Origin of the sequence: Streptomyces sp. NPDC007346 (genome assembly GCF_040703535.1) — a bacterium.
Taxonomy (GTDB): Bacteria; Actinomycetota; Actinomycetes; order Streptomycetales; family Streptomycetaceae; genus Streptomyces.
This window is the reverse complement of sequence record NZ_JBEYKR010000087.1, coordinates 18,043-29,601: the sequence shown is the minus strand read 5'-3', so window position 1 is coordinate 29,601 and position 11,559 is coordinate 18,043. Positions and strand designations below refer to the sequence as shown.

12 protein-coding genes are annotated in these 11,559 nt (G+C 72.4%); 5 read left to right on the top strand and 7 right to left on the bottom strand.

All coding sequences use genetic code 11. The annotated features are described in order from the left end of the window. Window positions 1–21: 21 nt before the first annotated feature. Window positions 22–1,062 carry an iron-siderophore ABC transporter substrate-binding protein gene (locus AB0917_RS22030; protein ID WP_366821318.1) on the bottom strand — a complete coding sequence of 347 codons (1,041 nt, stop codon included), beginning with the start codon at window positions 1,060–1,062 and terminating at the stop codon, window positions 22–24. A gap of 149 nt (window positions 1,063–1,211) precedes the next feature. On the opposite strand from AB0917_RS22030, the gene AB0917_RS22025 reads away from it, so the two are divergent. Continuing rightward, window positions 1,212–2,003: an ABC transporter ATP-binding protein gene (locus AB0917_RS22025; RefSeq protein ID WP_366821317.1), complete on the top strand. Its 792-nt coding sequence runs from the start codon at window positions 1,212–1,214 to the stop codon at window positions 2,001–2,003. A gap of 92 nt (window positions 2,004–2,095) precedes the next feature. Here the strand turns inward: AB0917_RS22025 and meaB are convergent, their stop codons facing one another. From meaB to AB0917_RS22010, 3 genes are read right to left on the bottom strand one after another with little or no spacing between them, the layout of a single operon-like run. Then, on the bottom strand, window positions 2,096–3,100 hold the full coding sequence (gene meaB, locus AB0917_RS22020; RefSeq protein ID WP_366821316.1) for a methylmalonyl Co-A mutase-associated GTPase MeaB: 1,005 nt from the start codon (window positions 3,098–3,100) through the stop codon (window positions 2,096–2,098). 12 nt (window positions 3,101–3,112) lie between these two features. Further along, the gene (scpA, locus tag AB0917_RS22015) at window positions 3,113–5,338 is read right to left on the bottom strand and encodes a methylmalonyl-CoA mutase (RefSeq protein ID WP_366821315.1); all 2,226 of its coding nucleotides are present in this window, start codon (window positions 5,336–5,338) and stop codon (window positions 3,113–3,115) included. Next, a complete protein-coding gene (locus AB0917_RS22010; RefSeq protein WP_366821314.1) occupies window positions 5,338–7,200 on the bottom strand; it encodes a methylmalonyl-CoA mutase family protein in 1,863 nt (620 codons plus the stop codon). The genes scpA and AB0917_RS22010 overlap by 1 nt, the downstream gene beginning before the upstream one ends. 290 nt (window positions 7,201–7,490) lie before the next feature. Between AB0917_RS22010 and AB0917_RS22005 the strand changes: the two genes are divergently transcribed. From AB0917_RS22005 to AB0917_RS21995, 3 genes are all read left to right on the top strand, one after another. Beyond that, window positions 7,491–8,009, top strand: coding sequence for a DUF6325 family protein (locus tag AB0917_RS22005; RefSeq protein ID WP_366821313.1), 519 nt, complete (start codon window positions 7,491–7,493; stop codon window positions 8,007–8,009). A 77-nt stretch (window positions 8,010–8,086) separates the two neighbouring features. After that, window positions 8,087–8,884: a tyrosine-protein phosphatase gene (locus AB0917_RS22000; protein ID WP_366821312.1), complete on the top strand. Its 798-nt coding sequence runs from the start codon at window positions 8,087–8,089 to the stop codon at window positions 8,882–8,884. A gap of 114 nt (window positions 8,885–8,998) precedes the next feature. Further along, window positions 8,999–9,160, top strand: a complete 162-nt coding sequence (locus tag AB0917_RS21995; RefSeq protein ID WP_366821310.1) for a hypothetical protein — start codon at window positions 8,999–9,001, stop codon at window positions 9,158–9,160. Between the two features lie 88 nt (window positions 9,161–9,248). On the opposite strand, the gene AB0917_RS21990 is transcribed toward AB0917_RS21995, so the two are convergent. After that, window positions 9,249–9,836, bottom strand: a complete 588-nt coding sequence (locus AB0917_RS21990) for a hypothetical protein (RefSeq protein WP_366821309.1) — start codon at window positions 9,834–9,836, stop codon at window positions 9,249–9,251. Further along, window positions 9,833–10,417: a hypothetical protein gene (locus AB0917_RS21985; protein ID WP_366821308.1), complete on the bottom strand. Its 585-nt coding sequence runs from the start codon at window positions 10,415–10,417 to the stop codon at window positions 9,833–9,835. The genes AB0917_RS21990 and AB0917_RS21985 overlap by 4 nt, the downstream gene beginning before the upstream one ends. 220 nt (window positions 10,418–10,637) lie before the next feature. Here AB0917_RS21985 and AB0917_RS21980 point away from each other — a divergent pair, with 220 nt between their 5' ends. Continuing rightward, window positions 10,638–11,132, top strand: a complete 495-nt coding sequence (locus tag AB0917_RS21980) for a GNAT family N-acetyltransferase (protein WP_366821307.1) — start codon at window positions 10,638–10,640, stop codon at window positions 11,130–11,132. A gap of 10 nt (window positions 11,133–11,142) precedes the next feature. Here the strand turns inward: AB0917_RS21980 and AB0917_RS21975 are convergent, their stop codons facing one another. Further along, window positions 11,143–11,523: a VOC family protein gene (locus tag AB0917_RS21975; RefSeq protein ID WP_366821305.1), complete on the bottom strand. Its 381-nt coding sequence runs from the start codon at window positions 11,521–11,523 to the stop codon at window positions 11,143–11,145. Between the last annotated feature and the right edge of the window lie 36 nt (window positions 11,524–11,559).

Genomic DNA, 11,559 nt, shown 5'->3' with positions numbered 1-11,559 from the left:
GAAAAGGGCCAGTGACGTTAACTATCGCGCTGTTTTTGAAGCCTTGGAGGCTTTGGACTCGGCGGAGAGCGCCTTCACGTAGTCCTCCATCACGACGTCGGCCGCCAGCGGCCCGCCGCGGGTGGACCACACCGAGCCGTCGACCGTCACGACGTGCTTGTTCTTGACGGCGCCCAGCTCCTTGTAGGCCGGCTTGTCCTGGACGTCCTTGAGCGCCTTGGCGCCGTCCGAGGTCAGGGTCGACAGGAACAGCCAGTCTCCGTCGATCTCGTTGATCTTCTCCAGGCTGAGCGACGGCGTGTGCGCGTTGCCGTCCTTGTTCTGGGACGTGGGCCGCTTCAGCCCCATCTCCAGCGCGACGCCACTGGCGAACTGCTTGTTCTCCATCCAGCTCGGCCCGTCCGGGTTCCAGCGGACGATGGAGACCTCGGCGCCCTTGTTGGCCCCGAGCTTCTCCCCGGCGGCCTTGGCGGCCGCCTCGTGGTCGGTGATGAACTTGTTCGCCGCGTCCAGCTTGTTGACGGCGTTGCCGACCCCACGGAAGAAGAGCTTCCAGTCGTCGGTCGGCGCCATCGTGACCAGTGTGGCCGGGGTGATCTCGCGGAGCTGCTTGAGCACCTGCTCGTCCTGCATGTCCCCGGCGAGGATCAGGTCGGGCTTGGCGGCGACGACCTTGTCCATCACCGGCTGGAGCAGGTTGCCGACGACGGTGATGCCCTCGACCTTGTCCGCCAGGTAGGCCGGAGGCTTGTCCAGGCCCTGCCCGTTGGTGATGCCGACCGGCTTGATGTCCAGCGCGAGCACCGCGTCCAGGTCCTCCTGGGTGAGCGTCACGATGCGCTTGGGCTCGGCGGGTATCTCCACGGCCGCGCCGGTGGCGTCCTTGACGGTCCGCGTCGAGGACGAGGAGGAGTCCGCCTTGGCGGGCTTGTCGCCGGTCTTGCTGCCGGAGTCGGAGTCCGTTCCGCAGGCCGTCAGGAGGAGGGCCGCGGCCCCCAGTGTGGCGACGGCTCGCGCCGCTCTTCGGGAGGCGGTGCGGACGGGGCGGCGGTGCAGGTTCATCAAGGGCTCCGGAATCAACGGGACATGAAGCGACGAGGGTCTTACGGCGGCACGGGGGCCACCTCTGACCGTTCGGCGAGCTAAGGTTAGCCTTACTTTAGTGGTGTCAGGCAAGGTGATGCCCCATTTCTTCGGAAAGGCCGGTCCTCGTGGACATCCGTGTTGAACAGCTCACTGCTGGATATGCCGGTCACACCGCCGTGGACCGTGTCGATCTGACCGTCGGCTCCGGACAGGTCGTGGCGATCGTCGGCCCCAACGGCTGCGGGAAGTCGACCCTCCTGCGCTCGGTGGCCCGCCTCCACCAGCCGCGCTCGGGCCACGTGTTCGCCGGCGGGGCCGATGTCTGGCAGCTGCGCCAGCGCGACGCCGCCCACCGCATCGCCCTGCTGCCCCAGGCCCCGCAGGCCCCCGAGGCGGTGACCGTCGCCGGACTCGTACGGTACGGACGCCACCCGCACCAGGGGCTGTTCCGCCAGTGGTCCCACGAGGACGAGGAGGCGGTCACCCGCGCCCTGGAGGCCACCGGCACCACCGGTCTGGCCGACCGCCGTCTCGACCAGCTCTCCGGCGGCCAGCGCCAGCGGTGCTGGCTCGCCATGGCCCTGGCCCAGGAGACCCCGATCGTCCTGCTCGACGAGCCCACCAGCGCCCTCGACATCGGCCACGCCGTAGAGGTGCTGGACCTGGTGCGCGAGGTCGCGGCCCAGGGCCGGACCATCGTCATGGTCGTCCACGACCTGGCCGGGGCCGCCCGCTATGCCGACACCCTGGTCGCCATGCGCGCCGGGCGGATCGTCGCCTCCGGACCGCCGCGCGAGATCGTCGACGCCGATCTGGTACGGGAGTTGTACGGCATCGAGGCCGAGATCCTCACCGCGACCTCCGACGGCGCCCCCGTCGTCGTACCGACCGTGAGCGCGCCCCCGGTGGCCGCCTGAGGCCCTGCCCGGCGGCGGCCCCGCCCGGAACGCCGATGGGCCCCTCTGTCCAGGGGCCCATCGGTCTGTTCACGCGGTCCGCCGCAGGCGCCTCAGGCGGGGGCTCCCGGCTCGTCCCCCCGGAACACCTTCAGGATCTCCTCGGCGGCCAGCGTCGCCGTCAACGTCCCCGCGCGCACCCGCTGTTCGAGATCCGGTGCCAGCTTCCGCACCTCCGGGTGGCTGCGCAGACTGTCCAGCAGCTCGTCGCGGACCATGGTCCAGGTCCAGTCCACCTGCTGGTCGCGGCGCTTGGCCGCCAGCCGGCCGGTGGACTCCAGGACCGTACGGTGCTGCTCCAGCCGCTCCCACAGCGCGTCCAGCCCCGTCGACTCCCGGGCGCTGCACGTGAGCACCGGAGGCGTCCAGGCCGCGTCCACCGGGTGCATCAGCCGCAGCGCGCCCGCCAGTTCACGCGCCGCCGAGCGGGCGTCGCGCTCGTGCGGGCCGTCGGCCTTGTTCACCGCGATGGCGTCCGCCAGCTCCAGGACGCCCTTCTTGATGCCCTGCAACTGGTCGCCGGTACGCGCCAGGGTCAGCAGCAGGAACGTGTCGACCATGTTGGCGACCGCCGTCTCCGACTGCCCGACCCCCACCGTCTCCACGAGCACCACGTCGTAACCCGCCGCCTCCATCACCACGATGGACTCCCGGGTCGCCTTCGCCACCCCGCCCAGCGTGCCCGCCGTGGGGGAGGGGCGGACGAAGGCGGCCGGGTCCACCGCGAGCCGCTCCATCCGGGTCTTGTCGCCCAGGATGGAACCGCCCGTACGGCTGGAGGACGGGTCGACGGCGAGCACCGCCACCCGGTGCCCGAGTCCGGTGAGCATCGTGCCGAGCGCGTCGATGAAGGTGGACTTGCCCACCCCCGGCACCCCGCTGATCCCGATCCGCCGGGCCGCCCCCGCGTGCGGCAGCAGCTCGCTCAGCAACTGCTGCGCCAGCACCCGGTGTTCGGCCCGCGTCGACTCGACGAGCGTGATGGCGCGCGCCACGAACGCCCGCCTGCCGTCGAGCACTCCCTGGACGTAACTGTCGATGTCGATCTTGGCAGCCATCCGGTCAGCGGCTCACAGCTCGTGGCCGAGCACGGCGCCGAGCCGCGTCACCAGGTCGTGGGCCGCGTCCGGGATCACCGTCCCCGGCGGGAAGACCGAGGCGGCGCCCGCCTCGTGCAGGGCCTCGATGTCCTGCGGCGGGATCACCCCGCCCACCACGATCATGATGTCCTCCCGGCCCTCGGCGGCCAGCTCCTCGCGCAGCGCCGGCACCAGGGTCAGGTGCCCGGCCGCCAGCGAGGAGACGCCCACGATGTGCACGTCCGCCTCCACCGCCTGCCGCGCGACCTCGCCCGGCGTCTGGAACAGCGGGCCGACGTCCACGTCGAAACCCAGGTCGGCGAAGGCCGTGGCGATCACCTTCTGGCCCCGGTCGTGGCCGTCCTGGCCCATCTTGGCGACCAGGATGCGCGGACGGCGCCCCTCCGCCTCCTCGAACGCGTCGACCAGCGCGCGGGTGCGGTCCACCGAAGGGGAATCCCCTGCCTCTTTGCGGTACACACCGGAGATCGTACGGATCTGCCCGGCGTGCCGCCCGTACACCTTCTCCAGCGCGTCCGAGATCTCCCCGACCGTGGCCATCGCCCGCGCCGCGTCGACCGCCAGCGCCAGCAGGTTGCCCTCGAGACCGGGGCCCGGGGCGCGCTCGGCGGCGGCCGTCAGCGCCCGCAGCGCCTCCTGGCACGCCACCTCGTCGCGCTCCTCGCGCAGCCGGCGCAGCTTCTCGATCTGCTGGGTGCGCACCGAGGAGTTGTCGACCTTGAGCACGTCGATCTTCTCGTCGGTCTCCACCCGGTACTTGTTCACCCCGATCACCGGCTGCCGCCCGGAGTCGATCCGCGCCTGCGTACGGGCGGCGGCCTCCTCCACCCGCAGCTTGGGGATGCCCGCGTCGATGGCCTTCGCCATCCCGCCGGCTGCCTCCACCTCCTCGATGTGCTGCCAGGCCCGGTCCGCCAGATCGCGGGTCAGCTTCTCCACGTACGCGCTGCCGCCCCACGGGTCGATGACCCGGCAGGTACCGGACTCCTGCTGGAGGAGGAGCTGCGTGTTACGGGCGATCCGCGCCGAGAAGTCGGTGGGCAGGGCCAGCGCCTCGTCCAGCGCGTTGGTGTGCAGCGACTGGGTGTGCCCCTGCGTCGCGGCCATCGCCTCCACACACGTACGCGTCACGTTGTTGAACACGTCCTGCGCCGTCAGCGACCAGCCCGAGGTCTGCGAATGGGTGCGCAGGGAGAGCGACTTGGGGTTCTTCGGGTCGAACTGCTCGACCAGGCGCGCCCAGAGCAGCCGGGCCGCCCGCAACTTGGCGACCTCCATGAAGAAGTTCATCCCGATCGCCCAGAAGAAGGAGAGCCGGGGCGCGAACGCGTCGACGTCCAGGCCGGCTTCCTGTCCGGCGCGCAGATACTCCACCCCGTCGGCCAGCGTGTACGCCAGCTCCAGATCGGCCGTCGCCCCGGCCTCCTGGATGTGATACCCGGAGATCGAGATCGAGTTGTAGCGCGGCATCTTCTGCGAGGTGAACGCGAAGATGTCGGAGATGATCCGCATCGAGGGCGTCGGCGGATAGATGTAGGTGTTGCGGACCATGAACTCCTTCAGAATGTCGTTCTGAATGGTCCCGGCCAGCTTCTCGGGCGGTACGCCCTGCTCCTCGGCGGCCACGATGTACAGCGCCAGCACGGGGAGCACCGCGCCGTTCATCGTCATCGACACCGACATCCGGTCCAGCGGAATTCCGTCGAACAGCTGCCGCATGTCGTAGATGGAGTCGATCGCCACCCCGGCCATCCCGACATCGCCGGTCACCCGGGGGTGGTCGCTGTCGTACCCCCGGTGGGTCGGCAGGTCGAAGGCGACCGAGAGCCCCTTCTGCCCGGCCGCGAGGTTGCGCCGGTAGAAGGCGTTGGACTCCTCGGCGGTGGAGAACCCGGCGTACTGACGGATCGTCCAGGGCTGGTTGACGTACATCGTCGGGTAGGGCCCGCGCAGATACGGGGCGATGCCCGGGTACGAGTTCAGCGCGTCCAGGCCCTCCAGGTCGTCCCCGGTGTAGAGCGGCTTGACCGTGATGCCCTCGGGGGTCTCCCACAGCGGGGCCTCGGCCCCGTCGGCAGCCTTGGCCACGGCCGCCTGCCACTCCTCGGCGGAGCCGGCCGGGGGAGCGGTGGACTCCAGCGCGATCTCGGAGAAGTCGGGAACGGAGGACGTCCGTTCCGTGGGCGATGTCTGCATCACGCCACTCCCATGCGGTCGAGTACGGAGGTGAGAACGGCGACCGTGTCGCAGCCCGCGAAGACGTAGGAGTCGACACCGGCGTACTCGCCGGGGCGCCCCGCGAGGAACACCTGCGCCGCGCCCGCCGACTTCAGCGCCTCGGCCACCTCCGCCGCCTGCTCGGCGTACAGGGCGTCCGACGAACAGAGACAGGCGACGCTCGCACCCGAGGCGGTGAAGGCCCCGGCGGCCGTGGCCGCGTCCACCGACACCGGCTCGTGGACCGCCTCGATCCCGCCCGCCCCGAAGAGGTTGGCGGCGAACGAGACCCGCGCGGTGTGCGCGGCGGCCGGTCCCAGCGCGGCGATGAACACCTTGGGCCGCCGGCCCGTCGCCGCGAGGTGCGCGTCCGACCGGGCCCGCAGCGCCTCGAACGCCTCGTCGCGCCGGACCCGGGGCAGACCGCCCGGAGCACCGGCGTACGGATCGGGCGCCGGCTCGCGCTCCACCGGCCGCTCGGCGGGCATCGGGAACTCGCTGACCCCGGTCACCGGCTCCTTGCGGCGGGCCAGCCGCGCGCCGCGCGCCGCCCAGGTGGCGGCCAGCCGCTCCGCGACCATCCCCGAGCGCAGGGCGGCGGGCAGCCCGCCCGCCCGCTCGGTCTCCTGGAAGAACGCCCAGGCCGCCGCGGCGAGTTCGTCGGTGAGCCGCTCCACGTACCAGGAGCCGCCCGCCGGGTCGATGACCCGGGCCAGATGCGACTCCTCCATCAGGATCGTGGAGGTGTTACGGGCGATCCGCCGGGCGAACGCGTCGGGCAGCCCCAGCGCGTGGTCGAACGGCAGGACGGTGACCGAGTCGGCGCCGCCGACCCCCGCGCCGAGCGTGGCCAGGGTGGTGCGCAGCATGTTCACCCACGGGTCGCGGCGCGTCATCATCACCGGTGACGTCACGGCGTGCTGGCGCTGTCCTCCCGCCCCGGGCGCCCCCGACACCTCGGCGACCCGCGCCCACAGCCGGCGCGCCGCCCGCAGCTTCGCGATCGTCAGGAACTGGTCGGCGGTGGCCGCGTACCGGAACTCCAGCTGGGCGCAGGCCGCTTCCACCCCGAGCCCGACCCCCGTCAGCGCCCGCAGATAGGCGACGCCGGTCGCCAGGGAGAGCCCCAGCTCCTCGGCGGCCGAACCGCCGGCCTCGTGGTACGGCAGCGCGTCCACGGCGATGGCCCGCAGCCCCGGGTACTCCTCGCCGCAGACCCGCGCCCAGTGGACGGCGGCGGTGAGGTCCGCCTCCGTACCGGTCCGGGCCTCATGGCCCAGCGGGTCGGCGCCCAGGGTGCCGCGCGCCTCGCTCCTGGCGACGCCGCGCTCCTCGTACAGCCGCACCAGCGCGCCGGCGGCGGCGTCCAGGTCGGCCGGGGCGTCCAGGACGACGGGCGCCAGGTCCAGGTAGACGCCGTCCAGCGCGCGGGCCAGACAGTCCACGGGGACGCCGGCCGGACCGCCCACGGTGAGCCAGAGCGAGGTGACCCCGTTCTCCAGGTCGCCGAGGACCGCCTCGTTCAGCCGGGCGGGGTCGCTCAGGGTGTGGCGTTGGCGCACGTCCCAGCCGCCCGCCGCGTTCCCTTCGGCCCTGCTGCCCCGGGTGAAGGGCGCGAAGCCGGGGAAACCGGTGTCCGGCGAGGTGTCGTGCGCGGTGTAGAGAGGCCGGGTGGTGAGCCCGTCCTCCACTGTGGTGGACAGCGCTTCCTCGGCGGCCGAGCCCGAGACTTCCTTGCCCGACTTGCGCAGAACGCCTTCGACGAGGCTCTGCCACTGGTCATGGGAGGGGTCGGGGAACACGGCGGCCGGAGAGAGCCCGTCAGCAGGCTGGACCGTCATGCTCAGATGCTAGGCCAGCACGTGGAATGAGCAGCAGGGGCACGTGCTGTGACCTTGCCCTCTCCGGTCCGCACTTGATCCTTTACCTACCGTCGCGTTACCGGCACGACCTTTTCCGCGACAGCGGGCCGGGTCGGGGCGGACGCAACACGGCCATGGTCGACAACGGGGTGAATTCCACGGTTGATGCATATTATGTGCGAAGTTTTCCGGTTTCTTGTGCAATCCCTGGAATGCCCGTATCCACCCCGGAGCCCTCGCGGTCACCGGGATGCGGAGAGGACGCGACCGTGGCCGTCGGACCTGTGGAACACCTCGTCATCGCCTTCCCCGGCAGCGGCTTCACCGGGGCCGTCGTGCCCGTCCTCGCCGACGCCGTGGCCTCCGGCGCCGTACGCACCGGTGACCTGGCCTTCGTCCGCCGCGCCGAAGGGGGACCGCTGACCCCGGTGGAGCTGGGGGAGCTCGACCCGCAGGGGGCGGTTCCCCGCGATACGGCGGAGGGCGGGGCGGCCGTCGCGCTGGACGCCGAGGACATCGAGGTGCTGGAGCGGAGCGTGCCGCAGGGCGAGGCGGTCGCCCTGGTCGTCCGGGAGGACCTGTGGACCTCGCAGCTCGCCCGCGCCTTCCGGGAGGCGGGCGGCGCGTTCGTCGGCCACGAGCGCCTCGGTGCCGGGGCGGACGCGGACGACGCGGGGGAGGGGTACGACATCATCACCCGGCTGGAGCGGCTCGCCGAGCTGTGGCGGCGGGACGTGCTCACGGAAGCCGAGTTCGCGCAGCAGAAGGTGAATCTGCTCGCGGACTGAGTTCCGGCCGGTGGGCCGGTGGGTCGTTGGGCCGATGGGGCCCCAGGCGTTCTCATCAGGGAAAGAGGCAGTTCATCGTGGAGACCGCCCGGACCGTTCCGTCCGCGACCGTAGTCAATCTGCGCGACCTGGGAGGCATCCGCCTGGGCCGTGACCGTCGGGTGCGGCAGGGGATCCTGTTCCGCTCGGGGCAGCTGAGCGAGCTGGCACCGGACCGCGACCGGGCGGTGGCCGCGCTCGGCATCCGTACGGTCGTCGATCTGCGCACCGCCGACGAACGGCAGTGGTCCCCGGACCGGCTCCCGGACCGCGCGCGGCTCTTCGTCGCCGACGTCCTCGGCGACCACCCCGGCGTGGCGCCCGCCCGGCTCAAGGCGCTGCTGGCCGATCCGGCCGGGGCGGAACGCGCGCTGGGCGGCGGCCGGGCCGAGGAGCTGTTCGCCGAGACCTACCGCAAGATGGTCCTCTCGCCCGGCGCGGCGGCCGCCTACCGGGCCTTCCTGGAGACCGTCGCGGACCCCGCCGCGCGGCCGGTGCTCTTCCACTGCACGGCCGGCAAGGACCGTACCGGCTGGGCGGCGGCCGTCCTGCTGATGATCCTGGGGGCCTCCCGGGAGACCGTGCGATCGGACTTCCTCGCGGTGAACCCGGCCGTACGGGCCGCCTTCGCGCCGTACGTCCAGAAGTTCCTGGACGGCGGCGGCGATCCGGCCGTCGCGACGGCGATCGTCGAGGTCCGCCCCCGCTACCTCGGCGTGGCGCTCGACGCGATGGACGAGCGGTGGGGCGGTCTCGACGGGTACGTACGCACGGGGCTGCGCATCCCGGAACCCGCGCTGGAGCGGCTGCGGGAGGGGCTGGTGATCGCCGGCTGAGCAGCGGACCGGCCGCCTCGCTCCGCACGGGGCGGGCCCGCTCGTGTGACATCGGTACCCCTAGGGGGTATGTTGGCGGTGTCGCGAACCGCCACCGTCCGCTGGGAGACCGTCATGAACACCGGACTGAGGATCGCGGCCTTCGCCGCCGCGGTCACCGCCGTCTTCGCCATCGCCTTCGGTGTGGGCAGGGTGGCGGGGCCGGACCTGGAGCCCACTGACGGGCCCACCACCCATGAGCCCGCCACCCACCAGGGGGAGAGCCACGGGGAGTGAGCGCCGGGGCCGCACGCCGCGAGGGGCGGTCCGGCCGGGGAGTACCGGCCGGACCGCCCCTCGCGGGCGGCCACGGTGCGATCACCGCTCAGAGGCGTACGAGGCGTTCCGTCAGCTCGCGGTAGTGCTGAAGGGCGATCCGCAGATCCTCCGTCCGCGCCTCGGACCGCTCGCCGTCGCGGTCGGCGCGCAGCAGCCGTGACCGGTCGGCCAGGGCTTCTGTGAGCCCGGCGACGACCTCGTCGAAGGTCGCGTCGGCCTCCCGTACCGCCTGGCCCGGGTTCTCCACGAAACCGGCCACCGCCTGGTGGATGCGGGCGTCGAACTTCTCCCGCTCCTCGGGGGCGAACAGCGGGCGGCCGCTGTCCCGGGCCGTGCCCGTGGCGTCGGGCTGGAGCGTCGCGTCACCGGCAGGGGCCGTCGTCCGGCCGTTGTCCCGGTCCCCGTCCCTACGGGCGGAGTCGGTGCGTGCCCCGTCGGCCGCCGGGACGGACGCGCCGTCGGGGCCGGCCGCCGCCGGCGGGGGATCGGAGGGCTTGGCGGCCGTCGGCGGTACGGGTGCGCCGAGCGCGTTGCCGGGAGGCGCCACGGGCGGGACGCGCTCGGCCCCGGTCGACGGTGTGGCCCTGTTCGGCGTGGAGCCGGTGTTGCCGGTGCTGTTCGGAGTCTGCGTCATGATGTGCCCCGTCCCTTGGTGAGCTGTCGGTTGCCGTGGTCGCGCGGAGCCGGGCCGTCCTCGAGGAGGGCGTCGAAGAGGCCGCGGGCCTCGACGAACGCCTCACGCATCTCCTCGGTGCCGGTGCCCTCGTTCCGCGCGGTGTGCACCCTGCGGTAGCCGTCGACGTGGCGGGCGTGGTGGACCGAGAGCGCGTCGGTGCGGTCCTCGAAGCTCTCACCGGCCGGGAAGCCACGGTCGCGGGAGAGATCGGCCAGCAGCGCGTCGGCCTCGTCGATCGCCAGCCGCGGTGACTCGACGAACTGCTCCTGGGTGCGGGCCCAGCGTGCGGTGTAGTCCGCGCGGGCCGCTTCGGTCAGCGGCCGCTTCTCCAGGTCCCCGTGGAGCTTCACCCGCTCGCCGAGCTCGTGCTCGGCCGCCTTGGTGTCGCCGTCGTGGCGGGCGACCACGCGGTCGTACTCGGGGCCGAACCGGCCGCGCAGTCCCCGGCCCCCGCCGGCGGAACCGCCGCGGACCAGGAAGAAGTAGACGGCGGCGGCGGCCACGAGGGCCACGGCGACGATGATGATCACTGTTGTCACGGCTACCGCCCCCACCGCTCATCGGCCGGTACGCAGCTTCGTTGTCGCACAGTGGTCAACCCCTTTCGGTCCGGGCCCGGCGGAGCAACCGCCGGGCGACGTGCAGGGGTCCGTGTACCCCCGAACGGCCGTTCATGCGCGGTGGCCCCGGGGAGCGCTCCGTGTACCGTGCATGTGCCCTGGCCGCCGGGCGTGCACCGACGTACGTAATACTTGACGCATGAGATCAGGCGTTACGCGCTCCGGGCGCGGCCCGCTCCGCCCGGACCTTCTGATCCGCCGGGCCACGGCCCGCGACGCCCGCCGGCTCACCCGGCTGGTCCGGACGTCACGGGCCTACGAGGGCCCGTACGCCCCGATGGTCGCCGACTACCGCGTCGGGCCGGACTACATCGAGGCGCACCGGGTCTTCGTCGCCGCCGACCGGGGTGACGACCGGGTCCTCGGCTTCTACGCCCTGGTCCTCCAGCCGCCCGAACTCGACCTGATGTTCGTCGCCGACGAGGCGCAGGGGCTCGGCATCGGGCGGCTGCTCATCGGCCATCTGCGCGAGGAGGCCCGGCGGGCGGGCCTCACCGGTGTCCGGATCGTGGCGCACCCGCCCGCCGAGGGCTTCTACCGCAGCGTGGGCGCCGAACCGGCCGGCACCGTCCGCGCCCACCCGCCGGCGGTCATGTGGGACCGCCCCGGGTTCCTGCTCCCCGTCGGGCGCTGAACGCCCGGGATCAGCCGCCGTAGGGGCGGGTGATGAGCTCCATGCCGTGACCGCTCGGATCGGGGAAGTAGACGCCCCGGCCGCCGTCGTGGTGGTTGATCTCGCGCGGGAGCTTCATGTGCGGATCGGCGTAGTAAGCGATCCCCAGCTCCTGGATCCTGGCGAACGCGGCATCGAACTCCGCCTCCGAGACGAGGAAGGCGTAGTGCTGCGGGGTGATCGACGCCTCGGGGGTCGTCGCGAAGTCCAGCGTGATGTCGTTCGCGAGGACGACGGGGATGAACGGGCCCCATTCCGTTCCGATTTCCAGGCCCAGCAGATCCGCCAGGAACTCGGCGGACTCGCGGTTGTCGCGGGAATGAATGATGGTGTGGTTCAACTCGACCGACACGGTGGAATGCCTCCAACGGGCATCTCACGGGCCACC

Coding starts and splice junctions, on each gene's coding strand:
- AB0917_RS21990 (WP_366821309.1), bottom strand. CDS start 9,836: ATGACGCAGACTCCGAACAGCACCGGCAACACCGGCTCCACGCCGAAC.
- meaB (WP_366821316.1), bottom strand. CDS start 3,100: ATGGCTGCCAAGATCGACATCGACAGTTACGTCCAGGGAGTGCTCGAC.
- AB0917_RS22030 (WP_366821318.1), bottom strand. CDS start 1,062: ATGAACCTGCACCGCCGCCCCGTCCGCACCGCCTCCCGAAGAGCGGCG.
- AB0917_RS21995 (WP_366821310.1), top strand. CDS start 8,999: ATGAACACCGGACTGAGGATCGCGGCCTTCGCCGCCGCGGTCACCGCC.
- AB0917_RS21980 (WP_366821307.1), top strand. CDS start 10,638: ATGAGATCAGGCGTTACGCGCTCCGGGCGCGGCCCGCTCCGCCCGGAC.
- scpA (WP_366821315.1), bottom strand. CDS start 5,338: ATGCAGACATCGCCCACGGAACGGACGTCCTCCGTTCCCGACTTCTCC.
- AB0917_RS22010 (WP_366821314.1), bottom strand. CDS start 7,200: ATGACGGTCCAGCCTGCTGACGGGCTCTCTCCGGCCGCCGTGTTCCCC.